Here is a 24,228-nt window from a genome sequence, read left to right as displayed (position 1 = left end):
ACATATTGTTGACACTCGTCTAGTTTCTAATAAATATCAGCAGCATTTCTTTCTTTAACTCGAGGATTGTGGATTAATTCGACAGGGAATTGCCCTTTTAGGCATAACTGGCAGGATAATTAAAACTGTCAACTCATCCTGCCAGCAAAATTTACAGCTTATGGATTCTCTTTTTTTGAGGGAATGGCATTTTTCAGTTGGCCAATTAATTGACGGCGAAAATCACCTAATTTCGGTTTGTCTTCGATCCAAGGTAATGGACGGCATAACTCCATCGCCTTAATACCTAATCGAGCGGTCAGAAGACCTGCACCAATTCCTTGCGCAGCACGTGTCGATAACCGTGCGGTAATATCCTGCGATAGCCAATCCATTCCGACCTCGCGAATAAGCTCAGATGCCCCTGCAAATGCTATATTAATCAGCACCATACGGAATAAGCGGATCCGACTATAGTAGCCCAATTCGATACCATAAATGGCGGCAATACGGTTGATTAAACGAATGTTTCGCCACGCAATAAATGCCATATCGACAATTGCCAATGGACTAACCGCTATCATCAAGGCCGACTCTGCCGACGAACGGCTGATCTCTTTACGTGCTTGCTCATCCAAAATCGGTTGCACTAATTTGCTATACAGTTCAATAACCTCGCGGTCATTATGTGAATCGTGAACCGTGGCTTGCCAGCTTTGAATTGCAGGGTGTTGCATCGGTAATGCAGACTGTTTGGCGAGCTTTTCACAGAATGCTTTACCCTGCCCCATGCCGTGGCTATGAAGCAATTCACGTGCAAAATCACGCTCCTCTGCACGTTCTCTGAGCCGATACAAACGACGCCATTCGCCGATGACTGAACCCACACCAGCGACCACAATTAAGCCCCCCGCCGCTGCGGTGCCTAACGCGGTCCAGTCTTGAGTTATCCATGATTGATGGATCCAAAGTCCTAATTGAGCGACTACACTCACCCCAAAAATACCTGCCGCCGCACCGACTAGCTTGCGCCAGAAACTGCGTTTAGGTTTTAAGGCTTCATTGATGAGACTTTCAACTTCGCCATCTTGGCTATCTTGTTCTTCTTGTATATCGACCGGTACAAATTTTTCAAACGCTTTTTCATCAAAAGTTTGCGCTTGTTTTAATGATTCCATAGTTGGCTTATCGGCTTTATCGGCAAAGTCCACACGCTGTTTTAGAGGTTCACTCATTTCAGTTTATCTCCTAACAAAAATTCCAGAGCACTGTCCATGCGAATATGTGGCAACGGTTGATCTAACGGCGTTGGCCGAGGGCGAAAATTTTCAAATTGAAAGCCTTGCTGCTGCCAAAACTGTTCATTAGGCAAGCGTTTTGGGACATCACCGGGATAGAACGTTAAGGGTTGCCCATCGCTGAGTCGTTCACCTTTTAAAGCCGGTAATTTTTCCCCCTTGTAGTCCACAATGCCGCTTTCGGTTGCTTGAATAGAAGCCAACCCCACACAGTCCATGCTGATCCCTTCAAATGCCGCATTTTGCCAAGCATCTTGGACTAATTGCTGCAATAACGAGACCAAATTTGCATGTTGGTCTGGCGTTACATGATCCGATTTACTGGCGGCAAAGAGTAGCTTATCAATGCATGGTGAAAACATGCGTCTGAGCAATGTGCGTTTTCCATAATGAAAGCTGCGCATTAACTGAGTGAGCGCCATTCGCATATCGTTGAAGGCGTCTGCGCCGCTATTTAAAGGCTGTAAACAGTCCACCAGCACAATTTGTCGATCAAAACGCTGGAAATGATCCTTATAAAACCCTTTCACCACATGGTCACAATAGTATTGATAGCGACGCTGTAATGCGCCGATATTGGTGTTTTTATCCGCTTGCGTTAACTGTTTTTCACCATATTTTTCGATATTTGGCCATGGGAAGAATTGTAATGCAGGCGCTCCCGCTAACTCTCCGGGTAAAACAAATCGCCCAGGCTGAATAAAATGCTGCCCTTGTTGCTTACATTCATGCAGATATGCGGTGTAAGCATTGGAAATTTCAGCTAATAGATTTTCATCGACAGGAGCTAATGGATCACATTTTTGGCAAAGTTGTAGCCATTCATTCGCTAGCTCCCCCCGCTTACCTTTAAGGAGTACTTTCATTTGGCTAGACCAGGTTAAATAGTTCAGATCTAGCATCGGTAAATCCAGTAGCCACTCCCCCGGGTAATCGACAATTTCTAAGTACAGGGAGGAGTTATCGACAAAATGGCGAACAAACGAATCATTTGAACGGTAATGAATTTTCAAGCGAATTTCGCTCACTCCACGGGTAGGCGTCGGCCATTGCGGCGGATCGCCATAAAGCGATGCAATTCCCTCATCATAAGCAAAGCGTGGGATTGACATATCGCGCTGTGGAATACGTTTTACCCCTAAAATTCGTTTATCTCTCGCCGCTGAAAATAGCGGAAGACGCGCCCCCGTGGTGGTGTTAAGAAGTTGGTTAACGAGAGAAGTGATGAATGCGGTTTTTCCACTGCGACTTAATCCAGTGACAGCAAGCCTTACATGGCGGTCAACGCTACGGTTCATTAAGTCAGTTAATTCATTTTGTAGCCGTTTCATAATGCTCCTAGTTCTCGCTCTCCCAATAAAAATATAAAGGGAATACAGTCATTAAACTCTATTCCCATTTATGTGATGGTGCAAATCAGTTGTTATAGATGACGAAACTTGCTGTTAACGGTATAAGTGTCCGAGGTGACATAGCGCTCCATTTGGCGCAGTTTCATTTCCCCAGCTTGTAGCTGAGCATCAATTTGGTTTAATAGTGTTGTCACTTCTGGTCCGATATCCTGCTCGCTTCGGTAACCGCTTGGCGCAGCTTCCACAAAGAAACACATCACCACATAGACAATCAAGGTCAATCCAAAACTCATAAACAGGGCAAGTACAGCCAATGCTCTGACCAAAGAAACCGGTAACTCTAAATATTCAGCGAGACCGGAACAAACACCACCAAAAACACGTTTATCCGTTAAGCGATATAACTTGCGGTTGCGAAAATTAGTCATTATTTTTGCCTCCAATTTGGGTGCTCGGCATCTAAAATATCTTCCAGTGTTTTGATACGTTGCTGCATACGCGATGACTGCTCTGCCAATTGCATCAAACGTTGTACTTCATTTTCAGTAAGCTGACTTCCCTGCCCATTGTTCTTCTTACCATAATGGAGCCACAACCAAATCGGCAGAACAAAAATGACAAAGATGATTAATACGAGAGACAGTAAAACGTAGCCCATCACATTTCCTTATTTATGGTTATTTAGCCTAGCGCACTGGCGCAATGAAATCACTGCGCCTTGCGTGTTGAATATTATTCGTCTTTATTAATTTTAGCTTTAAGCGCGGCTAACTGTGCACTAATTTCGTCATCTGCTTTTAACTCAGCAAATTGCTGTTCTAAGGAGCGTTGTTTACCAATACCGTAGCTTTGCGCTTCGCCTTCCATATGGTCAATGCGACGTTCGAACTGTTCAAAACGCGCCATTGCTTCATCCAGTTTACCACTATCTAACTGGCGACGAACATTACGGCTTGATTGTGCAGCTTCTAAACGTACGGTCATTGATTGCTGTTTTGCACGAGTTTCTTGCAGTTTATTTTCTAATTCCGTGATTTCGCCTTTTAAGCGAGTCAGTGTTTCATCAACAATAATCAGTTCATGCTTTAGCGTATCGACCATGGCACTGACTTTTTGCTTTTCAATCAATGCTGCGCGAGCTAAATCTTCTTTATCTTTGATTAATGCCAGTTCCGCTTTTTCTTGCCATTCTGCAATTTGTTTTTCGCCCATTTCGACGCGGCGCTCTAAACTTTTTTTCTCAGCTAAGGTACGTGCTGAGGTGGAACGGATTTCCACTAACATGTCTTCCATTTCCTGAATCATCAGGCGGATCATTTTCTGCGGATCTTCAGCTTTATCAAGCAGTGAAGCAATGTTGGCATTAATGATGTCGGCAAAACGTGAAAAAATACCCATAATTTATATCCTCTTGATGGATGTTATCTTTCTGTAGAGCCTCAACCCGATGTTGGCGTCCAACCAATACGTGATGCTCCATGAATATAAAATTGAAATTATTAAACCGATAATTATTTCAATCTCTATCTATTACAACTCTAAGATAGCAAGTGGCATGCCAACTTTATTAATAAACACATAACCAATTAATAAATAACAAAAATATTATTTTAATATCTATCAATGGTTATTTATACTATAGTTAGCAATAGGTAAAGTTAACCAATATTTGGCGAAAATAACCATGACAGAGACTAATAATACTATTCTTGGTGTGTCGAGTAATTTCCTCGATGTCCTAGAGCGTGCTTCTGAGCTTGCCAAGCTAAATAAACCTGTACTTGTTATTGGCGAACGAGGAACCGGTAAAGAGTTAATCGCGGATCGCCTTCACTATCTATCTCCCCGCTGGCAAGAACCTTTTATCTCCTTAAATTGCAGCGGACTCAATGAGAACTTGCTGGATTCTGAATTATTTGGACATGAAGCAGGTTCTTTTACCGGAGCGCAGAAACGCCATCAAGGTCGCTTTGAACGTGCAGATAAAGGTACGTTATTCCTTGATGAACTGGCAACCGCACCGATGTCCGTGCAAGAAAAACTTTTGCGTGTCATTGAGTATGGTGAATTAGAGCGTGTGGGAGGAAGTCAGTCATTAAAAGTGGATGTTCGCTTGGTCTGTGCCACTAACGCCAATCTTCCTGAATTGGCTCGCCAAGGGCTGTTTCGCGCTGACCTACTCGACAGGATTGCCTTTGAAGTACTCCGTATGCCGCCATTACGTGAACGTGTTCCTGACATCCTGTTATTGGCTGAGCACTTTGCCATTGGCATGGTACGTGAGCTAAAACGTGCTTATTTCACTGGGTTTTCTGACAACGCCCAGCAAACACTGATGCGCCATTCTTGGCCGGGTAATATTCGTGAATTGAAAAATGTCGTCGAGCGATCAGTTTATCGACATGGTGAAAGTGACTTACCGGTGGATACGATTATTTTAGATCCCTTTGGTGAGAAGCTAGCAGAGCTTCATGAGATGCCAGCGGCGCCATCAGAAAGCCCCAAATTGGCACCCGTTTTTCCTTTTGACTTACGCCAATGGCAATTGGAGTCAGAAAAACAGTATGTGGAAGAGGCGCTACGCCAAGCAAATTTTAATCAACGCAAAGCGGCCCAATGCTTATCGCTGAGCTATGATCAATTTCGAGGATTGATAAAGAAACATCAAATTAGCTTGGAAAGCTGATTTTTACGCAAAAAAAAGCCAGCACCCGAGCTGGCTATATAACTAAAACACTGAAAGCAATAAAACACTGGAAGCAATGTGAGCAATGTCATGCCTTGTCTGCTAAAGCTAAGCACTCAAGAGACTGAGTTAATGATAATAGTTATTAGTATCATTTGTAAAGCATTTTAATGCGATTATTTCTCATTAAGATCGAATTAAAAATAATAGTAACCATTACAATCAGATAGAGTCTTATTGATTCTCATTCACAATTCAAAAGCTTCGCCCCCTTCGGCAGTATGAACAAAATATAACCACAAATTTTGCTTATACCCTGTTACCCTATTTTTACGCTACAATAAAGCAATTCAGGTCAACGATATTAGCTCTATGCGCCTTTTAACTCTTTGGTTTTTATTTACTGTTTCTCTTTCTGCATTGGCAGAGCAAACAGACATAAGCTACAAAGACACCATTGCCAATGATGTCCCGGCCGATATTCGTCAAAATGGCTTTATTTACTGCGTCAATGGCATTGTCACCACATTTAACCCACAACTCGCCAGTAGCGGGTTAATTATTGATCCCCTAGGTGCGCAACTGTATGACCGCTTACTGGATGTTGACCCCTTTACGTATCGCCTGATCCCAGAGTTGGCTTCCCGCTGGGAAGTTTTAGATAATGGCGCAACCTATCGGCTATATCTGAGAAAAGACGTCAAATTCCAAACCACACCTTGGTTTACACCAACACGCAATATGAATGCGGATGATGTGGTATTCAGTTTTTCTCGCATGTTTGAAACTAGCAATCCTTACCATTTCATTAATGGCGGGCGCTACCCCTATTTTGACAGCTTGCAATTTGCGAGCAGCGTCGAAGGTATTAAAAAGCTGAATAACTACACCGTGGAATTTCGATTAAAATCCCCGGATGCTTCATTCTTATGGCATTTGGCGACTCACTACGCGCCCGTTTTATCTGCGGAATATGCAGATGAGCTTTCTGCTAGCAATCGCCAGGAGATGATTGATTGGCGCCCTGTAGGTACTGGTCCATTCTACTTTGATGATTACCAAGCTGGGCAGTTTGTCCGTTTATTGCGTAATAAAGATTACTGGAAAGGTGAACCACGCATGGAAGAAGTGGTGGTAGATATGGGCGCGGGGGGTACCGGACGTATTTCTAAGCTACTCACTGGTGAGTGCGATGTCCTCGCGTACCCAGCCGCAAGTCAGTTAAAAGTGCTACGTGATGACCCTCGCCTACGTATTTCAATGCGTTCGGGAATGAATATCGCATATCTTGCGTTTAATACCAGTAAGCCACCTCTCGACCAACTCAAGGTTCGCCAAGCGATTTCTTATGCCATTAATAATGAGCGACTCATGCAATCCATTTATTATGGTACCGCAGAGACGGCGTCATCGATTCTCCCCCGTGCATCTTGGGCATTTGATAATCAAACCAAAATAACTGATTATAACCCTGAACTTGCCAAAAAAATGCTGCAAGAAATGGGATTAGAAAACCTGAAATTAGAGTTATGGGTTCCTGTCGCTTCCCAATCTTATAACCCTAGCCCATTGAAAATGGCGGAATTAATCCAAGCTGACCTCGCTCAAGTGGGTATCGTCATGAGTATCCGCTCAGTGGAAGGTCGCTTCCAAGAAAATCAATTAATGGATCGCTCCCACGATATGACACTAGCGGGCTGGACAACAGACAGTAATGACCCAGATAGTTTCTTCCGCCCACTGCTCAGTTGTGCCGCCATTGGCTCACAAACCAACTTAAGCCATTGGTGTGATTCTAAATTTGATGACGTTTTGCATAAAGCCTTACTAACGCAAGAGCTGGCAGACCGCATTGATTACTATCATCAAGCACAACAAATTCTCGCGGAAGAACTGCCCATATTGCCATTAGCTTACTCGCTGCGTTTACAAGCTTATCGTTTTGATATGAAAGGATTGGTGATCAGCGCGTTCGGCAATACCTCATTTGCTGGCGTTTATCGCGAGATGCAAGAGCCGAAAAAAGCACCACCTCGGCAGCAGGAGCCGCAACCATGATCATCTACTCACTGAGACGATTTCTGCTATTACTGGTGACAGTCTTCTTTTTGTCGCTGGTCAGTTTCAGCTTAAGCTATTTCACGCCCAATGCGCCTCTTAGCGGCGCATCACTTATTGATGCGTATATCTTCTACTTTGATGGCTTACTGCATTTCGATTTCGGCGTCTCTAGCATTAACGGGGAGCCTATCACCGAGCAACTTAAAGACACATTCCCTGCCACCATGGAACTGTGCATTCTCGCCTTCTTATTCGCGTTATTTGTTGGGATCCCGTTAGGGATGATTGCCTCATTCTGGCGAAACAAACCCGTTGATATCGCGATCAGCACGTTTGCCCTATTAGGCTTTTCCGTGCCTGTATTCGTTTTAGCGTTAGTACTAACCCTATTTTTCTCGCTTCACTTAGGATGGCTCCCCGTTTCCGGGCGAATCGACTTGCTTTATAACTTGAAGCCTGTGACAGGCTTTGCCCTTGTGGATGCGTGGCTTTCGGATTCGCCATACCGTAAAGATATGATCATCAATGTGTTAGAACATATGATCCTGCCAGTACTCACACTCGCATTAGCGCCAACCACAGAAGTCATTCGCTTAGTCCGGATTAGTACGGATGAGGTCGCTAGCAGTAACTACGTCAAAGCCGCAGCTACTCGTGGACTTTCTCGCTTTAAAATTATTCGCCGCCATATTTTTCATAACGCCATACCGCCGATTATCCCGAAATTAGGGCTACAATTCTCCACGATGCTAACATTAACCATGGTGACAGAATTAGTGTTTAACTGGCCGGGATTAGGTCGCTGGTTGGTCACTGCAATCCGCCAAGGAGACTACTCGGCGATTTCTGCAGGTGTGATGTTAATTGGCGCACTGGTGATCACCGTGAACGTGTTATCCGATATTTTAGGCGCAATGATGGACCCGTTAAAACATAAGGATTGGTATGTCCTCAGATAATTTTTATCGTGAACAGAAAATGCCATCCCCGACACGGGTGGTGTGGAATATTTTCTCCTCCGACATACTGGCAATGACCGGCTTTTTTGGGGTGATTTTTTTAATCGTCCTCTGTTTTGCTGGCCCTTATTTAGCACCTTATGCCATCGACCAACAATTTTTGGGTTACCAAATTACACCGCCATCATGGTCACACTATGGTGAAGTGGCATTCTTCTTTGGTACGGATGATTTAGGACGCGATATTTTAAGCCGTCTCTTGATTGGTACTAAATCCACGTTCGGCTCAGCCTTGTTGGTCACAGCGATTGCGACGATAATCGGCTTAGTGTTAGGTTGTCTTGCGGGCATGACCCGCGGACTAAAATCCGCTGTGTTTAACCACGTTCTGGATACATTACTCTCGATCCCTTCTCTACTACTGGCGATTATCGTAGTGGCATTTATGGGTGCCAGCTTAACTAATGCGATGCTTGCGATTTGCCTCGCACTGATCCCTCGTATGGTGCGTACCATCTACGTTGCCGTGCACGATGAGCTAGACAAAGAGTATATTGTGGCGGCACGTTTAGATGGCGCTTCAAACATCTTTATTTTGTGGTACACCGTACTGCCAAACATTACCCCTATTTTGGTCACTGAATTAACCCGTGCCCTCTCCATTGCAATTTTGGATATTGCGGCATTAGGCTTTTTAGATTTAGGGGCGCAACTCCCATCATCTGAATGGGGCGCTATGCTAGGCGATACGTTAGAATTGATTTATGTGGCACCGTGGACAGTCATTTTGCCCGGTGTTGCGATTATGTCGAGTGTCTTATTTGTGAACTTACTGGGTGATGGACTGCACCGAGCGATTAATTCGGGGGTGGAATAATGCCATTACTTGATATTCGTAATTTAACCATTGAATTTATGACGGCTAACGGCCCCGTCAAAGCCGTTGACCGTGTTTCCATGACCTTATCTGAAGGTGAAGTTCGTGGCTTAGTGGGTGAATCGGGTTCCGGTAAAAGCTTAATTGCGAAAGCCATTTGTGGGATCACCAAAGATAATATCCGCGTCACTGCGGACCGTTTTCGCTTCCAAGATATTGACCTCTTAAAGCTCAGTCCACGCAAGCGTCGTCGCCTGATTGGCCATAATATTTCGATGATTTTCCAAGAGCCACAATCCTGTCTTGACCCTGCGGCCGATATTGGGAAACAGCTGATCCAATCAATCCCCGGCTGGACATACAAAGGGCGCTGGTGGCAGCGCTTTAATTGGCGAAAACGCCGAGCAATTGAATTATTGCATCGTGTGGGTATCAAAGATCACAAAGATATCATGCACAGTTATCCGTACGAACTGACGGATGGTGAATGCCAAAAAGTAATGATCGCCATTGCGATTGCTAATCAGCCTCGCTTGTTAATTGCGGATGAGCCTACCAATGCGATGGAATCCACCACGCAGGCTCAAATTTTCCGTTTATTAGATAAATTAAACCAAAACAATAATATGGGAATTTTGCTGATCAGCCACGATATGGAAATGATGTCTAAATTGGTTGACCGAATTAATGTCCTATATTGCGGTCAGACTGTAGAAAGTGCCACACCGAATGATATTTTGCAGCGACCTCGCCACCCTTATACGCAGGCATTAATTCGCTCTATTCCTGATTTTGAAAGCCCGATCCCCCATAAAGGTCGTTTAAATACACTCCCAGGGGCTATTCCTTCATTGGAACACTTACCAATTGGCTGTCGTTTGGGTCCTCGTTGCCCTTACGCGCAACGAACCTGTATCGATGCACCACCACTGCGCAGCATTAAAGGGCACCTAGTTGCTTGTCATTATCCACTGAATACCGAGGAACAACCCTAATGGAAACGTTACTTGAGGTACGTAACCTGACAAAAACGTTCCGTTTTCGTGAAGGGTTATTTCGTCGCCATGAATTACAAGCCGTCAAGCCGTTGAGTTTCAACCTACAAGCAGGGCAAACTTTAGCCATCATCGGTGCTAACGGCTCAGGAAAATCCACCTTGGCTCGCATGTTGTCTGGGGTGACGGAGCCTTCTGGTGGAGAGATTTTAATCCGTGGCCAACGACTAAGTTTTGGCGATTATAGCTACCGCAGCCAACGTATTCGCATGATATTTCAGGATCCAAGTACTTCCTTAAATCCGCGCCAGCGTATTGGGCAAACCCTTGAATTACCCTTAAAACTGAATACTAACCTTACCGGTATTGAGCGGGAAAGACGCATTATCCAGACATTACGCCAAGTAGGATTACTGGCCGATCACGCAGAATATTACCCACACATGCTAGCATCAGGTCAAAAACAGCGGATCGCCCTCGCCCGTGCGTTAATTCTACAACCGGAAATTATCGTGGCTGATGAAGCTCTTGCCTCGCTGGATATGTCGATGCGCTCGCAGATAATCAACTTGATGCTCGACTTACAAGCTAAGCAAGATATCGCTTATATTTACGTCACCCAACATTTAGGCATGATGAAGCATATTAGTGACAAAATGCTCGTAATGGATAAAGGCGAAGTCGTTGAGCGAGGAAATACAGCGGAGGTTTTAGCGGCTCCACTTCATGACGTGACGCGTCGCCTGATTGAAAGCCACTTTGGAGAGCCATTGTCCATTGATGCGTGGCGACAAGATTTATAATGACCAAAAGACGGGGGAATAGCCTCCGTCTTTAACAAAAGTTCGTTGCTAGCGCGCTATGGATACACAACTTTTTATGTGTTTGAGATGCACCACAATCGTGAAAGTCACAATCACCAGTAACGACCATGCTCCCCACTTCCCTGCATGTACCATTGACCATGCTCCGATTTGATTTGGATATTGCCAAACACCAAAGAACGTTCCGAAATTTTCCGCCAGCCAAATGAAGAATCCTATCAGCATAAATGCAAGCAATAGCGGCATTTTACGTTCTTTATCTAACGGGGTATAAAACACCACGCTGCGGGCATACAAACCAAATATAAACGCCGTTAAGTACCAACGATAATCATCAATATAGTGATGGCTAAAAAAGTTAATATAAATGGCTAAAGCCACTAATGTCGCCATCCAATAAGGTGGATAATGTTCAATCCTGACATTAAAAAAACGCCAAGATTGAATGATATAGCTACCCACTGCCGCATACATAAACCCTGTGAACAGAGGAACTCCCCAAAGTTTAGTGTACGCCTCATCAGGATATTGCCATGAACCAATTGTTGCTGAGGTTTTAAATAATTCCATCATAAAACCCACTAAATGGAATACACAAATGGCTTTTAGCTCATCCCATGTTTCTAATTTTGACCATACCAAGAACGCTTGAAAAGAGACTGCGAAAATCAGTAAAGCATCATAACGAGGAATACCTAGAATCCCTTTCGCTGGCACTAGGAATAAAGCCAAAAAGAAGAAACCAGCAAACAGACAAGAACGAGCGTTAATTAAACCAAAAAACCAAAATTCAAGAATAAAGCGTTTTAATCCTTTACTACTATTCGGTTTATGAGCCATTAAGATGGCATCTAGCTTGGTTAAGTAATTAAGATTGTGAAAAATGGATGCCATTTTGACAGCTCATAAAATGTGGCTAAGGATTGAGAGAATAGCTCAATGTGAGGCAAAATTATAACAAAACCCACTCAGATACCTATCCCGTAACATTCTTAATTTTAATGGAATATCAATTAAATAGATAATTCCCCTGAGAAATACTCGTCTCCCGTAATCTTGCCATACATTAGAGTGATTTTAGATATTGGGAGCCGCCCCGCATCCTTTGGCAATTCTCTTTTTAAATCTAGTGTATACTTGAAAGAACAATAATGATGACCATTCTATGACTTAGGAGTTTTATGATGAAATTGTATTACGCTCCCGGTGCCTGCTCACTTTCTCCTCATATTATTCTGCGTGAAGCAGGATTAGATTTCAGTATTGTTCGTGTTAACTTAAAAGAGAAAATCACAGAAACGGGTGAAAACTTCTTAGAAATTAACCCTAAAGGTCAAGTTCCTACTCTCGTTTTAGATGGTGATGAGCAATTAACTGAAGGTGCTGTGATTGTCCAATATATTGCAGATCAAAACCCAAATAGAAACTTAATTGCCCTGCCAGGCTCAATGAAGCGCTACCATCAGTTAGAAGCGCTAAACTTCATTTCTACTGAGCTGCATAAGAATTTTGGCCCATTATTTGCGCCAAATACCCCTGAAGAATATAAAGATGTTGTTCGCGCAAATTTACTGAAAAAATTCCAGTACGTGAACGATATTCTGAAAAATCAGCCTTACTTTGTCGCTAAAAGTGATTTCTGTGTTGCTGATGCGTATCTGTTTACCGTCACCAACTGGACTCGTTTAGTTGGCGTTGATATCAGCGCATTAAGCAATCTGAATGAATATTGTGAGAAGATTGCGAAGCGCCCAAAAGTACAAGAGGCATTAGAAGCGGAAGGGTTACTGAAAAAGTAATCTATTGTATGAAATATATTTACAAAAACAGCGCTATTCGGCGCTGTTTTTTATTACTATATTTAATAAGTTACTACTATGCTCAATCAGTCTAACTGAGTGGCGCAGAATTTATGTTGAGGGTTAACCATCAAATCTTGAGCTGCAACTAACTGAAGTTCGTACTCACCCATTTCTTTGGTTTTCAGCATGACTTCATAGACTGCCGCAGCAACATGCTCTAAGCCTTTATCGAGTGGCTCACCTTTTAAGATATTGACCAACATTAAACCACTCGTTAAGTCACCAACTCCCACAGGCTGTTTTTCACCGAAATCTACTAATGGGCGGCTAACATGCCAGCTATGTTCCGCAGTAACTAAGATCATTTCAAAGCGGTCTGCACGATAGCCAGCACGGCTTAAATGCTTAACTAATACAGTTTTAGGGCCTTGCTGACATAATCGACGTGCAGCTTGGACAGCTTGCTCTACCGTCGCTATTTTCTCATTCGCTAACGTTTCTAACTCTAACAAGTTAGGCGCAATCACATCACTCGCCGCTAACGCTTGTTGACAAAGAAACTCTGCGACTCCTGGCGCAACGATGCATCCCTTTTCTGGATGTCCCATTACTGGGTCACAAAAATAGATGGCCTGCGGATTCGCCGCTTTAACCTTTTGAACAATCGCTAGAATATCATTGCCTTGCTCAGCAGAACCAATATAGCCACTTAACACGGCATCACAGATTGCCAGTTTATGGATTTTTGCTAATCCTTCGACAATATCTGTCAAATGCTGAGCTGGAAATACTGAGCCCGTCCATTGTGGATACTGAGTGTGGTTGGAGAATTGCACTGTATTAAGTGGCCACACATCTACGCCCATACGGCACATAGGGAATGCAGCAGCACTGTTTCCTGCATGGCCGAAAACAACATGGGATTGAATTGATAATACGCTTTTCATTGGAAACCCAGAGAATTGTTATGTCGAATGAAGAGAAATCAGTGAGTAGCCATTTGCCAATATGAATAGCCCGGAAATTTCCGGGCTATATATTACAAAGGTTCGTCAGAGCTATTTCCAGTTAACTAAGCAGTCATTTTTCTTACCGCGGCGGATAAGTGTATAACGACCAAATAAACGGTCAGCATCAGTGAATACATACATTGGTTCAGTTTGTTTCTGACCATTGACAGAGACTGCATTTGAGCTGATTGCCGTTCTTGCTTGACCACGAGAAGGTACCAGCTCTGAATCAACTAATGCTTGCTGGAGATCTGCACCATCTTCTAGGGTGATGCATGGCATACCGTCTTGAGCTAGCTGTTCAAAGTCAGCTTCAGTTAAATCAGATACTGCGCCAGAGAATAAGCTTTCAGTAATGCGTTTTGCAGCCGCTAGACCCGCTTCGCCGTGAACTAATTTAGTCACTTCTTCAGCTAATACGTACTGTGCACGAGGAGCTTTGCCACTGTTTTTGTCTTCTTCTTCTAACGCATCAATTTCGCTTAATTCCATGAAAGTAAAGAATTTCAGGAAGCGATAAACATCAGCATCCGCGGTGTTAATCCAGAATTGATAGAATTTATATTGGCTAGTTTTCTTCGGATCTAACCACACCGCACCACCTTCAGTTTTACCAAACTTGGTACCGTCTGTTTTGGTGATCAGTGGAACAGTTAAACCAAACACTTGGTTTTGATGCAGACGACGAGTTAAATCGATACCTGAAGTGATGTTACCCCATTGGTCTGAACCACCAATTTGTAACTCAACCCCCATCTCTTTATTCATGTTCGCAAAATCATAACCTTGTAATAGGTTATAGGCGAACTCAGTGAAAGAGATCCCGACATCATCACGGTTTAAACGCTGTTTAACAGACTCACGGTTGATCATTTGGTTAACAGAGAAGTGTTTACCAATATCACGTAAGAATGTCAGCACATCCATTTTGCCAAACCAATCATAGTTGTTAGCTAGGCGTGCGCTGTTTTCACCACAATCAAAACTAAGGAATGGTGAAACTTGGTTACGGATTTTTTCTACCCACTCTTGAACGGTTTCTGTGGTGTTTAATTTACGTTCAGTAGCTTTGAAGCTCGGGTCACCAATAAGGCCCGTTGCGCCACCGACCAACGCCACAGGCTTGTGCCCGGCTAGTTGGAATCGTTTTAAACACAGCAAAGGAACCAGATGTCCCAAGTGCAAGCTATCGGCGGTAGGGTCGAAGCCACAATAGAGAGAGATAGGGCCCTGCGCCAGTCTCTCTGCTAACGCATCCTCATCCGTTACCTGGGCAACGAGGCCCCGCTCTTGCAATTGTTTAATCAGGTTATTGCTAGACATCAATGACTCCATCAGTTGAATTTTGTCTATCTATTTTAATGTAGAAAATTGGCAGAATGAGACGTCGCTCAAAGGCTCGCCAGTATGGTTTGTCAATTTTCTTAAACGAGGCTATAGCATAAAGCGCATATCAATTAAGTGCCAGCTAAAAAACCATTTATTACGGGGCTAATCGGTCAATTACCCAGCCATCCCCTTCTCTTTGGTATAGAAAGCGGTCATGCAGGCGGTGAGCGCCACCTTGCCAAAATTCGACACTATTAAAAACAACGCGATACCCCCCCCAAAAACTCGGTAATGGAACCTCGCCATTTTGAAATTTCTGCTTAAGTTCTAAAAATTTCCCTTCTAAGATTCCACGTGCCGAAATCCGTGAAGATTGAGCGGACGCCCAAGCCGCGATTTGGCTATCTTTTGGGCGACTATGGAAATATTTCAGTACTTCAATCGGGCTTAAACGCTCAGCAACACCCGTAAAATGAACTTGGCGCTCCAATTGATACCATGGAAAATGCAAACTGATTTTATTGTTATGCTCTAAATGCTGCGCTTTACGACTTCCCAGATTGGTATAAAAGACTAATCCGTTTTCATCGAAGTGCTTTAATAACACGATCCGTTGATAAGGCTGCCCTGTTTCATCAACTGTTGCCACACACATTGCTGTTGGGTCAGTTAATCGAACTTCACAAGCTTGCTTTAACCAGCGCTCAAACAGTGGAATAGGATCTGGCGTTAAATCTTTGCGTCTCAATCCACCTTTTGTATATTCACGTCGTACCGCAGCAAGATCGATCTCTTCAAGTTCGTTCATTTTACTGTCCTTTCAAGCGGTTATTTTATATCAATATTTGCGGGGTATATCGCACCTAATACACTATCTCTGCTTGCGCCCGTTACTGATGCAAGGCTACCTGATAAGCCTGAAACTGTACGAGCGGCAAGCCAAGCAAATGCCAGTGCTTCCATATCATCACCACTCAGCCCATATTTATCACTTGGCGCGACTTCAATCCCCGGCAGTAATGTCGCTAATCGCAACATTAAGAATTTATTTTGAGCGCCGCCGCCACAAACAATTAAACGCTCGCAGCCACCACATAACTTAACTTGATCTATGATAGATACGGCGGTCAATTCACACAATGTTGCTTGCACATCTTCAGGAGATAGCAATTGAAAATTCGCCAAATGCTGTTCTAGCCATTGCATATTAAAATATTCACGCCCAGTACTTTTAGGAGCTGAACGTTTAAAATAGCTATCATTAAGCATCGCATTTAATAATGCCTGATTCACCGTTCCTGTTTTTGCCCATTCACCATCTTTATCATACGCTTGTTGCTTATTACGCCAGACCCAAGTGTCCATTAACATGTTGCCTGGTCCTGTGTCATAGCCTTTTACATATGCATTTGGTAGCAATGCGGTAACATTAGCAATCCCGCCAATGTTTAGCACAATACGTTTTTCAATCGGATGCCCTAATACGGCTAAATGAAATGCAGGAACTAACGGAGCACCTTGTCCACCATAAGCCATGTCTCTGCGGCGAAAATCCCCCACAGTCGTTATTCCCGTTAACGCCGCTATGCGGTTGTTATCACCAATCTGCATAGTAAACGGTGTTTCACTATCAGGTTCATGCCAAACCGTTTGCCCGTGACAACCAATCGCAATAATATCTTCAGGAGATAGACCCGTTTGATGAAGAAGCTGATTAATGGCATCGGCATATATTGTGCCAAGTTCTCTGTCTATTTTTCCCAATTCAGAAAGTGTTGTTTCTTGCCCTTGGCAAATATTGAGAATGCGCTTTTTTAGTTCAATCGGAAATGAGGCGCTCAAGCTAGCTTGTTCTGCAACAAACTTATCATTAATTGCAGCTAATACGACATCAACACCATCTAGGCTGGTTCCTGACATAACACCAATATAGCGACCCGATTTAATCATCATTATTCCCTTTAACGTGTCTATTCACTCAATGAGATAAACTAGGAAAGATTGTGCTTTTAGAGAAAAATTTGTCAACTGATCGATTCAATTTCTCGTAGCGCTTCGCAGGAATAATAAATAATTGATAGAAGAGATGAAAATAGTGAGCAAAATAGCAGCAATAAATCGTTTTTTTATCTCTTGATTATTTTATTTGATTTATAATGGTTTATTCTGTAATTATCTGCTACACCTTAAGGTGAGTAGTTCTTATTACAGGTAAAAATCCCCTATTTAGCCTTTGCTATAAATTGATGTTCTAAAATAGTCAAAAAATAGATAATTCTTTAGCAAAGGGTGCTTTGAATTGGGATTTTGGGTGGAATTTGAGATATTTTACCTAGTGTTGATGCATTATTTAATTCAAAATTAGTAGTCTAGGCTCTGTTATCTAAAAATAAATTTTTGATGTTGTTGTGCTTATGGTAAGAACAAATCTTCGATGCTACGTTACTGCCACGAACAGCAAGTCTCATAGGAGTTATTATGCTTAAGAAAGTTTTTGTAGGTGTTGCTGCTGTTGTTGCGTTATCTGGCTGTGTCAATACAAGTACGCTTTCTGGTGATACTATTTCAGCTCAAGATGCTAAACAAGTCCAAACTGTGACTTATGGTACGGTACTCAACGCACGCCCAGTGACCATTCAAGCGGGTGAAGATGGTAACGTGATTGGTGCAATTGGCGGTGCAGTTATCGGTGGCCTGTTAGGTAATACCGTCGGTGGTGGTACTGGTAAAACGCTAGCAACAGCGGCTGGGGCAATCGCAGGTGGTTTAGCTGGTCAACAAGCACAAGGGGCTCTAAACAAAAGCCAAGGTGTGCAGCTTGAAATCCGTTTAGACAGTGGTAAAAACATTGTTGTTGTTCAGAAACAAGATCCTGCCGCTTTCCGTGTAGGTCAGCGTGTTATGATCGCAAACAGCGGAAATACAGTTACTGTATCACCTCGCTAATTTGACATAAATTCAAAATAAAATGCGTTCACCGACTAATTAATCGATGAACGCATTTTTTATTTAAATCATGATTAGTGTTTTATTTTTTTAGCTTATTAGTAATAATATTTTTATCGCCCTGAGCACTTCGCTATCTTTTCGTTTATGGGTTCCATAGCAGAACTTTATTGAATAATTGTGATTGATATCTATTCAAGTAAAATGTAATTTACACCGTATGTATTCTCTATTTTTCTTGACCCAAATTTTTTATTCATATTTTCACTCTCTAATCCTTCTTAATACCGTATGTTTTTAATAATTAATCCATAGTGATAGAACACAAAGCCGCCTCACGTAAAAAATCATGCATCTATATAGAAATACATATTACGTGCATGGTGGCTATAGTTATTAGTTTAATATATATTTAGGTTAATTATATTCATAGTAATAAAATTAAATGAGAAAAAATAATTAGTAGTCTATGAATCGTTCTGTAAACGTAGAATGTTTTTCTCCAGTTTTAATAGCAATAAAGATAACTGGCTTAGCTCGTCATGACTAATATTACTTAAAATCTCTGTCCGAGTATTATTAATCACTTGATCAACCGTTTTGATAAAAGGCTCTGACTCCTCTGTGAGTTTGATTCTCTTAGCGCGTCGGTCATTTGCACATGTATGACGTGAAATGAGTCTTTTTTCTTCTAATTGATCTAATGTTCTGACCAGAGAAGGTTGTTCAATGCCGATTGCTTTTGCCAATTGAATCTGTGATTGCTCGGGCGGTAACTGGCTAATATTATGCAGTGTTACCCAGTGTGTTTGTGTGAGTTTAAGTGGCTTGAGGCGATAGTCAATCAATGCTCGCCACATACGGACTACACGAGATAATTCAGTTCCAATTTGAGATTCCAATTTACCCTCCTTTATATAATTATAATGTCTAAAAAATATACCGAATACATATTATTTTTTAAATTATATATTAATTCCCTTTTATCTTTACAACCTTTTATTGAGCCAACACCTAATAAATACCTATATATAGTGAGCATCAATAAATTATTGAGTGATATATATCTTGTTTTCCTCCATGCTTTTTCATATAAAAATAATATAATCACTTAATAAGACAACCTATCAATTATCTTATTAATAAGAATAGCCTTACTCTTCTTTCGAATCTATCTATTTTAACCCTTATAGTAATTACAACTAACAATAAAAAATGCAACAGCAAATAAACTCTTTAAAAACAAAGCAATATAGTTATTCTTAAAATTATGTTATTTACAGTTGATTTATATGAATTTCATCATCATTTTGAATAAATAAAATTTTATTGAAATGTAACCATTGAAATTAATTAAAGTGAATTGATTTGTTATTGAATCATTTTGCATGGAATTGTTTTATTATCAATCAAAACAGAGACTGTTGAGGGTCATTCATGTCTTCTTGAACCACTTTCTTATTATTTGCTCTTAAAAATCGCTGGCGACATAAACGGATGACATGACGTTTTTCAGAGTTAGTTAACTGTAACCAACCAAAACGTTCATCACGGGTTCGATAGCAACCTCGGCAATATCCCTGCTCGTTGGTTTGACATATTCCACGGCAAGGGCTTGGTATGTCAAAAAACTCAAGTTGTTCTGCCATCGTTAACCACCCGTAATATAAACATAAAATTATGATATACTCCCTCAAATTGAGTATAACCATGATATGACTAAAAAATAAACCTCAATCGCTGTATTTAGTCATATTGCCACGTTATATTGATAGATAAATCGATTCGACTTTAAGCATTATTGCCTGAAGAATTTATAGGGAAACTACTATTATGCGCTTACTACATACCATGCTCCGTGTTACTGACATGCAACGCTCCATTGATTTTTATACCAAAGTATTAGGTATGCGCTTACTGCGCACGAGCGAAAATACAGAATACAAATATTCTTTAGCGTTCGTCGGTTACAGTGATGAAAGTGAAGGTGCTGTTATCGAGTTAACTTATAACTGGGGCGTAACAGAATATGATTTAGGCAATGCTTATGGTCATATTGCATTAGGTGTTGATGATGTCGCTAAAACCTGTGAGGACATTCGTCAAGTAGGTGGAAATGTCACTCGTGAAGCAGGCCCAGTCAAAGGCGGCACAACCGTTATCGCATTTGTTGAAGATCCTGATGGCTATAAAATTGAGCTTATCGAAAACAAAAGTGCAAGCAAAGGATTAGGCAATTAATCCCTCGCATACATTTTATATTTTAGGTGATGATAACCATCACCTAAAATTTCTTCAGTATCTACCTGCAAAAATATATTCCCTTTGGCATAATGAAAGCCAACCAGAAACTGTAAATTGAAAGCCTAATGTCTGAAAAAAATAACCCTAACTCACTGGTTAACCGCTTCCGGGGTTACTACCCTGTCGTTATTGATGTCGAAACTGGTGGGTTCAACCCCAAAACTGATGGTCTATTAGAGATAGCTGCCATTACACTCAAAATGGACAAAGATGGCTGGCTGGCCATTGATGAAACGTTACATTTTCATGTAGAACCTTTTGAGGGAGCGAATTTGGAGCCCTCCGCACTGGAATTCACAGGTATTGACCCCACTAACCCTCTACGTGGTGCAGTGAGCGAATATGAAGCACTTCATGCCATTTTTAAAACAATTCGAAAAGGCATGAAAAATACCGATTGCAATCGCGCGATCATGGTAGCTCATAACGCAAATTTTGATCACAGCTTTGTTATGAATGCGGCAGAGCGTTCAGGGTTAAAACGCAACCCTTTCCATCCATTCGCAACCTTTGATACTGCAGCACTGAGCGGATTAGTCTTTGGACAAACCATTCTTGCGAAAGCGTGTGTCACCGCAGGTATTCCATTTGATGGCAAGCAAGCCCACGGTGCCCTATACGATACTAACCGTACCGCACTATTATTTTGCGAATTAGTCAATAAATGGAAAAAATTAGGCGGATGGCCACTGCCTAGCGAGCCTCAATAATCTCGCCCCCTAAATACAAAAAAACCGTATTAGTTTTACGCTAATACGGTTTTCATCAATATAAGCAGGAAAGCTTATTCAACCATTTGATTACTCAGTGATGGTTTCATCTGCTGGACGGTATTTGTCCGCAGTTTCTTTGATCAGAGCTTGTAATTCGCCGCGTTGGAACATCTCAACGATAATGTCACAACCGCCGACTAACTCGCCATCAACCCATAACTGTGGGAAGGTTGGCCAATTAGCATATTTTGGCAGCTCTGCACGAATGTCTGGGTTTTGTAAAATATCAACGTAAGCAAAACGCTCACCGCAAGAAGACAGAGCTTGAACAGCTTGAGCAGAAAAACCGCAGCTAGGCAGTTTTGGAGAGCCTTTCATGTATAATAAAATTGGATTTTCTTTAACTTGGCGCTCAATTTTTTCGATAGTTGTCATTTTATATCCTAAAACGTGGGTGCTGATTTTGCAGTCACTGAGCCACTTTGAATCATTTGCAAGGCAACTCATTAGACAGAACACATTGACCGGTGTAATCGCCGGCATAGTCAAAACATCGCAAATTGTTCCGTGATTGTTTCATACAATATGCCAGTTTTATAAGGTGAATACTATAGCACTCCTATTTGCTGTACTCAAAAGGTGAAAAGCAAATAGCAACGTTTTCTTTTTACTATAAAAAATTCACGATGGGCGTTTTTGCCGTGTAATCATGGGAGTTATTTGTTAATATATTAGCAAATTAATAACACTTGATGTATTTCCCTGCTCTTCAATGAAAATAATGACATGCAGTGGAATAATAATTATGCAACTTACTAACAATTAAGGCATAAATAGCATCATGGAACAGGTTTTTTCTTACTGTAACCTGTATTCTGTTATGATAAATACATAACTTACGATGCTCGCAATAGCTAACTACAGCTCGACGTCACTATACTAGAAGTAGATTAATTAATAGCAGTACATTTAATTTCGCTCATTTTACGAGCAAACACCCTAAACACTGAATAAAAGCAATCAAGGAGTACGCAATGTCTTTTGAATTACCAGCTCTACCTTATGCTAAAGATGCTTTAGAACCTCATATCTCTGCTGAAACCCTAGAATACCACTACGGTAAGCACCACAACACCTATGTTGTTAACCTGAACAACCTGATCAAAGGCACCAAATTTGAAGGTCTGTCTTTAGAAGAAATCATCAAAACTTCTGAAGCTGGCGTATTCAATAACGCGGCTCAAGTTTGGAACCACACTTTCTACTGGCACTGCTTGGCTCCAAACGCAGGCGGTGAACCAACAGGTAAAGTTGCAGAAGCTATCAACAAAGCATTCGGTTCATTTGCTCAGTTTAAAGAGCAATTCACTGATGCCGCAGTTAAAAACTTCGGTGCAGGTTGGACTTGGTTAGTGAAGAAAGCAGATGGCAGCCTGGCTATCGTTAACACGTCTAACGCGGCAACACCAATTTCTGGTGACGACAAGCCAGTTTTGACTGTTGATATCTGGGAACACGCTTACTACATCGACTACCGTAACGCACGTCCAAAATACTTAGAAAACTTCTGGGCGCTGGTTAACTGGAAATTTGTTGAAGAAAATCTGGCTTAATTTTAGTTCAGATCTAAAATGACTAAGGGCGAGTATAATACTCGCCCTTAATTATTTCTCATCCTTATTAGATAGGATGGAAATGAAATCAGAAAATGTGCACAGCAAACAAAATAATTACAGCTAAAGAGCCAAGCGCAGCTAGCAATCCATATTTAAAATCTGTATCCATGAGACCCTCTCATATAAAGAAATTGAATTATCAAATAACCATAAAATAAAAAGGTTATTTCAGTATACATGCACAAAAACGTAAAACCAGTGTCTATATCACATGTTATAACATCAATTATTTCTTTCGTTTTTGCGCTAGATCAGACAAAATCGACAACAAATCGCTAAATTATTGCCAGCAAAGGTACTATGCATCAATATGCAGGTAATTATTTAACTAGAATTATTTTAGAGACCAAGTTTTGGTTAGGAGTTTTTTCTTCTCATGGCAACAATTAAAGATGTGGCGAAACGTGCGGGCGTCTCTACCACAACCGTCTCCCATGTTATCAACAAGACGCGTTTTGTCGCTGATGATACAAAAACAGCCGTTTGGGCCGCCATCAAAGAGCTCAATTATTCTCCGAGTGCGGTTGCACGTAGTTTAAAAGTCAACCACACCAAATCAATTGGCCTGTTGGCAACATCAAGTGAAGCCCCCTATTTCGCAGAAGTGATCGAGTCTGTCGAGAATAGTTGCTATGAGAAAGGCTATACTCTAATTTTATGTAACTCTCACAATAACTTAGGTAAGCAAAAAGCGTACTTGCAAATGTTGGCACAAAAACGTGTCGATGGGCTACTTGTGATGTGTTCAGAATACCCTGACACCTTGATTGGTATGTTGGAAGATTACCGAAATATTCCAATGGTCGTCATGGACTGGGGTACCTCTCGCGGAGATTTCACTGACAGTATTATTGATAACTCTTTCCACGGTGGTTATTTAGCAGGTCGTTATCTTATTGACCGTGGTCATCGTGAAATTGGTGTGATCCCTGGCTCCCTTGAAAGAAATACAGGCATTGGGCGTTTAACCGGCTTCCAAAAAGCCATGGAAGAAGCCAAAGTCACGTTGAAAGATGAATGGATTGTTCAAGGGGATTTCGAGCCAGAATCAGGCTATAAAGCGATGATGCAGATCCTCAGTAACAAACACCGCCCAACGGCTGTCTTCTGTGGTGGAGATATCATGGCGATGGGAGCAATCTGTGCAGCTGACGAGATGGGATTACGCGTCCCTCAAGACATTTCCATCATTGGTTATGATAACGTGCGTAATGCGCGCTATTTCACGCCTGCATTAACCACAATCCACCAACCAAAAGAGCGTTTAGGACAAATGGCGTTTGCGATGTTGCTCGATCGTATTGTGAATAAACGCGAAGATGCACAAACGATTGAAGTTCACCCGCGTTTAGTTGAGCGCCGTTCCGTGGCTGATGGTCCATTTATTGATTATCGCCGCTAAGTCTATCTCAGCACA

General features: G+C 41.9%; 26 protein-coding genes. 12 read left to right on the top strand and 14 right to left on the bottom strand.

What is annotated here, in order from left to right; genetic code table 11:
- Positions 1 to 158: 158 nt before the first annotated feature.
- From QS795_RS07245 to pspA, 5 genes are all read right to left on the bottom strand, one after another.
- Positions 159 to 1,214: a YcjF family protein gene (locus QS795_RS07245; protein ID WP_286269529.1), complete on the bottom strand. Its 1,056-nt coding sequence runs from the start codon at positions 1,212 to 1,214 to the stop codon at positions 159 to 161.
- Entirely contained in the window at positions 1,211 to 2,608 is a 1,398-nt protein-coding gene (locus QS795_RS07240; RefSeq protein ID WP_036953475.1) for a YcjX family GTP-binding protein, read from the bottom strand. The genes QS795_RS07245 and QS795_RS07240 overlap by 4 nt, the downstream gene beginning before the upstream one ends.
- 92 nt (positions 2,609 to 2,700) lie before the next feature.
- Complete coding sequence (pspC, locus tag QS795_RS07235) at positions 2,701 to 3,057, bottom strand: envelope stress response membrane protein PspC (RefSeq protein WP_286269524.1); 357 nt, start codon at positions 3,055 to 3,057, stop codon at positions 2,701 to 2,703.
- Positions 3,057 to 3,287 carry an envelope stress response membrane protein PspB gene (pspB, locus tag QS795_RS07230; protein WP_006660057.1) on the bottom strand — a complete coding sequence of 77 codons (231 nt, stop codon included), beginning with the start codon at positions 3,285 to 3,287 and terminating at the stop codon, positions 3,057 to 3,059. The genes pspC and pspB overlap by 1 nt, the downstream gene beginning before the upstream one ends.
- A 74-nt stretch (positions 3,288 to 3,361) precedes the next feature.
- A complete protein-coding gene (gene pspA / locus QS795_RS07225; protein ID WP_006660058.1) occupies positions 3,362 to 4,027 on the bottom strand; it encodes a phage shock protein PspA in 666 nt (221 codons plus the stop codon).
- Between the two features lie 286 nt (positions 4,028 to 4,313).
- Here pspA and pspF point away from each other — a divergent pair, with 286 nt between their 5' ends.
- From pspF to sapF, 6 genes are all read left to right on the top strand, one after another.
- Complete coding sequence (gene pspF, locus QS795_RS07220; RefSeq protein ID WP_318627106.1) at positions 4,314 to 5,315, top strand: phage shock protein operon transcriptional activator; 1,002 nt, start codon at positions 4,314 to 4,316, stop codon at positions 5,313 to 5,315.
- 372 nt (positions 5,316 to 5,687) lie between these two features.
- On the top strand, positions 5,688 to 7,373 hold the full coding sequence (gene sapA / locus QS795_RS07215; RefSeq protein ID WP_318627105.1) for an ABC transporter substrate-binding protein SapA: 1,686 nt from the start codon (positions 5,688 to 5,690) through the stop codon (positions 7,371 to 7,373).
- Complete coding sequence (gene sapB, locus QS795_RS07210) at positions 7,370 to 8,335, top strand: putrescine export ABC transporter permease SapB (RefSeq protein WP_154603989.1); 966 nt, start codon at positions 7,370 to 7,372, stop codon at positions 8,333 to 8,335. The genes sapA and sapB overlap by 4 nt, the downstream gene beginning before the upstream one ends.
- Positions 8,322 to 9,212 carry a putrescine export ABC transporter permease SapC gene (gene sapC / locus QS795_RS07205; RefSeq protein WP_154603990.1) on the top strand — a complete coding sequence of 297 codons (891 nt, stop codon included), beginning with the start codon at positions 8,322 to 8,324 and terminating at the stop codon, positions 9,210 to 9,212. The genes sapB and sapC overlap by 14 nt, the downstream gene beginning before the upstream one ends.
- Positions 9,212 to 10,207, top strand: coding sequence for a putrescine export ABC transporter ATP-binding protein SapD (sapD, locus tag QS795_RS07200; protein ID WP_036953491.1), 996 nt, complete (start codon positions 9,212 to 9,214; stop codon positions 10,205 to 10,207). Before sapC ends, sapD begins: the two co-directional genes overlap by 1 nt.
- Positions 10,207 to 11,010 (top strand): putrescine export ABC transporter ATP-binding protein SapF, encoded by an 804-nt coding sequence (gene sapF, locus QS795_RS07195; RefSeq protein WP_154603991.1) that lies wholly within the window; start codon positions 10,207 to 10,209, stop codon positions 11,008 to 11,010. Before sapD ends, sapF begins: the two co-directional genes overlap by 1 nt.
- Before the next feature lie 48 nt (positions 11,011 to 11,058).
- Here the strand turns inward: sapF and QS795_RS07190 are convergent, their stop codons facing one another.
- Entirely contained in the window at positions 11,059 to 11,925 is an 867-nt protein-coding gene (locus tag QS795_RS07190; RefSeq protein ID WP_286269503.1) for a DUF817 domain-containing protein, read from the bottom strand.
- Positions 11,926 to 12,215: 290 nt separating this feature from the next.
- Here QS795_RS07190 and gstA point away from each other — a divergent pair, with 290 nt between their 5' ends.
- Positions 12,216 to 12,830 carry a glutathione transferase GstA gene (gene gstA / locus QS795_RS07185; RefSeq protein ID WP_286269554.1) on the top strand — a complete coding sequence of 205 codons (615 nt, stop codon included), beginning with the start codon at positions 12,216 to 12,218 and terminating at the stop codon, positions 12,828 to 12,830.
- 86 nt (positions 12,831 to 12,916) lie between these two features.
- Here the strand turns inward: gstA and pdxY are convergent, their stop codons facing one another.
- The 4 genes from pdxY to anmK form a co-directional block, all read right to left on the bottom strand.
- Positions 12,917 to 13,780, bottom strand: coding sequence for a pyridoxal kinase PdxY (gene pdxY / locus QS795_RS07180; RefSeq protein WP_154638912.1), 864 nt, complete (start codon positions 13,778 to 13,780; stop codon positions 12,917 to 12,919).
- A gap of 111 nt (positions 13,781 to 13,891) precedes the next feature.
- Entirely contained in the window at positions 13,892 to 15,166 is a 1,275-nt protein-coding gene (tyrS, locus tag QS795_RS07175) for a tyrosine--tRNA ligase (protein WP_132494872.1), read from the bottom strand.
- A gap of 160 nt (positions 15,167 to 15,326) precedes the next feature.
- Positions 15,327 to 15,980 carry a pyridoxamine 5'-phosphate oxidase gene (gene pdxH, locus QS795_RS07170; protein ID WP_286269498.1) on the bottom strand — a complete coding sequence of 218 codons (654 nt, stop codon included), beginning with the start codon at positions 15,978 to 15,980 and terminating at the stop codon, positions 15,327 to 15,329.
- A gap of 20 nt (positions 15,981 to 16,000) precedes the next feature.
- Complete coding sequence (anmK, locus tag QS795_RS07165; RefSeq protein ID WP_286269497.1) at positions 16,001 to 17,125, bottom strand: anhydro-N-acetylmuramic acid kinase; 1,125 nt, start codon at positions 17,123 to 17,125, stop codon at positions 16,001 to 16,003.
- A 525-nt stretch (positions 17,126 to 17,650) separates the two neighbouring features.
- Here anmK and QS795_RS07160 point away from each other — a divergent pair.
- Positions 17,651 to 18,118 (top strand): outer membrane lipoprotein, encoded by a 468-nt coding sequence (locus QS795_RS07160; protein WP_036953512.1) that lies wholly within the window; start codon positions 17,651 to 17,653, stop codon positions 18,116 to 18,118.
- Positions 18,119 to 18,585: 467 nt separating this feature from the next.
- On the opposite strand, the gene slyA is transcribed toward QS795_RS07160, so the two are convergent.
- Both slyA and QS795_RS07150 read right to left on the bottom strand, forming a co-directional pair.
- Complete coding sequence (gene slyA / locus QS795_RS07155; RefSeq protein ID WP_154603994.1) at positions 18,586 to 19,020, bottom strand: transcriptional regulator SlyA; 435 nt, start codon at positions 19,018 to 19,020, stop codon at positions 18,586 to 18,588.
- 507 nt (positions 19,021 to 19,527) lie between these two features.
- A complete protein-coding gene (locus tag QS795_RS07150) occupies positions 19,528 to 19,767 on the bottom strand; it encodes a DUF1289 domain-containing protein (RefSeq protein ID WP_154603995.1) in 240 nt (79 codons plus the stop codon).
- A 184-nt stretch (positions 19,768 to 19,951) separates the two neighbouring features.
- Here QS795_RS07150 and gloA point away from each other — a divergent pair, with 184 nt between their 5' ends.
- Both gloA and rnt read left to right on the top strand, forming a co-directional pair.
- Entirely contained in the window at positions 19,952 to 20,359 is a 408-nt protein-coding gene (gloA, locus tag QS795_RS07145) for a lactoylglutathione lyase (protein WP_154603996.1), read from the top strand.
- 128 nt (positions 20,360 to 20,487) lie between these two features.
- On the top strand, positions 20,488 to 21,132 hold the full coding sequence (rnt, locus tag QS795_RS07140) for a ribonuclease T (RefSeq protein ID WP_036953524.1): 645 nt from the start codon (positions 20,488 to 20,490) through the stop codon (positions 21,130 to 21,132).
- A 90-nt stretch (positions 21,133 to 21,222) separates the two neighbouring features.
- On the opposite strand, the gene QS795_RS07135 is transcribed toward rnt, so the two are convergent.
- Complete coding sequence (locus QS795_RS07135; RefSeq protein ID WP_036953526.1) at positions 21,223 to 21,570, bottom strand: Grx4 family monothiol glutaredoxin; 348 nt, start codon at positions 21,568 to 21,570, stop codon at positions 21,223 to 21,225.
- 599 nt (positions 21,571 to 22,169) lie between these two features.
- On the opposite strand from QS795_RS07135, the gene sodB reads away from it, so the two are divergent.
- Entirely contained in the window at positions 22,170 to 22,748 is a 579-nt protein-coding gene (sodB, locus tag QS795_RS07130; protein WP_036953529.1) for a superoxide dismutase [Fe], read from the top strand.
- Between the two features lie 88 nt (positions 22,749 to 22,836).
- Here sodB and cydH read toward each other — a convergent pair whose 3' ends face one another.
- Entirely contained in the window at positions 22,837 to 22,920 is an 84-nt protein-coding gene (cydH, locus tag QS795_RS17500) for a cytochrome bd-I oxidase subunit CydH (protein ID WP_225577282.1), read from the bottom strand.
- A 267-nt stretch (positions 22,921 to 23,187) separates the two neighbouring features.
- Here cydH and purR point away from each other — a divergent pair, with 267 nt between their 5' ends.
- Entirely contained in the window at positions 23,188 to 24,213 is a 1,026-nt protein-coding gene (purR, locus tag QS795_RS07125; protein WP_154603997.1) for an HTH-type transcriptional repressor PurR, read from the top strand.
- The last annotated feature ends 15 nt before the right edge of the window (positions 24,214 to 24,228 follow it).

It is taken from the genome of Providencia zhijiangensis, from assembly GCF_030315915.2.
GTDB classification, from domain to species: Bacteria; Pseudomonadota; Gammaproteobacteria; order Enterobacterales; family Enterobacteriaceae; genus Providencia; species Providencia zhijiangensis.
Note: the sequence above shows the minus strand (reverse complement) of the source record. Positions and strands in the feature narration are given on the sequence as shown.

Coding starts and splice junctions, on each gene's coding strand:
- QS795_RS07245 (WP_286269529.1), bottom strand. CDS start 1,214: ATGAGTGAACCTCTAAAACAGCGTGTGGACTTTGCCGATAAAGCCGAT.
- QS795_RS07240 (WP_036953475.1), bottom strand. CDS start 2,608: ATGAAACGGCTACAAAATGAATTAACTGACTTAATGAACCGTAGCGTT.
- pspC (WP_286269524.1), bottom strand. CDS start 3,057: ATGACTAATTTTCGCAACCGCAAGTTATATCGCTTAACGGATAAACGT.
- pspB (WP_006660057.1), bottom strand. CDS start 3,287: ATGGGCTACGTTTTACTGTCTCTCGTATTAATCATCTTTGTCATTTTT.
- pspA (WP_006660058.1), bottom strand. CDS start 4,027: ATGGGTATTTTTTCACGTTTTGCCGACATCATTAATGCCAACATTGCT.
- pspF (WP_318627106.1), top strand. CDS start 4,314: ATGACAGAGACTAATAATACTATTCTTGGTGTGTCGAGTAATTTCCTC.
- sapA (WP_318627105.1), top strand. CDS start 5,688: ATGCGCCTTTTAACTCTTTGGTTTTTATTTACTGTTTCTCTTTCTGCA.
- sapB (WP_154603989.1), top strand. CDS start 7,370: ATGATCATCTACTCACTGAGACGATTTCTGCTATTACTGGTGACAGTC.
- sapC (WP_154603990.1), top strand. CDS start 8,322: ATGTCCTCAGATAATTTTTATCGTGAACAGAAAATGCCATCCCCGACA.
- sapD (WP_036953491.1), top strand. CDS start 9,212: ATGCCATTACTTGATATTCGTAATTTAACCATTGAATTTATGACGGCT.
- sapF (WP_154603991.1), top strand. CDS start 10,207: ATGGAAACGTTACTTGAGGTACGTAACCTGACAAAAACGTTCCGTTTT.
- QS795_RS07190 (WP_286269503.1), bottom strand. CDS start 11,925: ATGGCATCCATTTTTCACAATCTTAATTACTTAACCAAGCTAGATGCC.
- gstA (WP_286269554.1), top strand. CDS start 12,216: ATGAAATTGTATTACGCTCCCGGTGCCTGCTCACTTTCTCCTCATATT.
- pdxY (WP_154638912.1), bottom strand. CDS start 13,780: ATGAAAAGCGTATTATCAATTCAATCCCATGTTGTTTTCGGCCATGCA.
- tyrS (WP_132494872.1), bottom strand. CDS start 15,166: ATGTCTAGCAATAACCTGATTAAACAATTGCAAGAGCGGGGCCTCGTT.
- pdxH (WP_286269498.1), bottom strand. CDS start 15,980: ATGAACGAACTTGAAGAGATCGATCTTGCTGCGGTACGACGTGAATAT.
- anmK (WP_286269497.1), bottom strand. CDS start 17,125: ATGATGATTAAATCGGGTCGCTATATTGGTGTTATGTCAGGAACCAGC.
- QS795_RS07160 (WP_036953512.1), top strand. CDS start 17,651: ATGCTTAAGAAAGTTTTTGTAGGTGTTGCTGCTGTTGTTGCGTTATCT.
- QS795_RS07150 (WP_154603995.1), bottom strand. CDS start 19,767: ATGGCAGAACAACTTGAGTTTTTTGACATACCAAGCCCTTGCCGTGGA.
- gloA (WP_154603996.1), top strand. CDS start 19,952: ATGCGCTTACTACATACCATGCTCCGTGTTACTGACATGCAACGCTCC.
- rnt (WP_036953524.1), top strand. CDS start 20,488: ATGTCTGAAAAAAATAACCCTAACTCACTGGTTAACCGCTTCCGGGGT.
- QS795_RS07135 (WP_036953526.1), bottom strand. CDS start 21,570: ATGACAACTATCGAAAAAATTGAGCGCCAAGTTAAAGAAAATCCAATT.
- sodB (WP_036953529.1), top strand. CDS start 22,170: ATGTCTTTTGAATTACCAGCTCTACCTTATGCTAAAGATGCTTTAGAA.
- cydH (WP_225577282.1), bottom strand. CDS start 22,920: ATGGATACAGATTTTAAATATGGATTGCTAGCTGCGCTTGGCTCTTTA.
- purR (WP_154603997.1), top strand. CDS start 23,188: ATGGCAACAATTAAAGATGTGGCGAAACGTGCGGGCGTCTCTACCACA.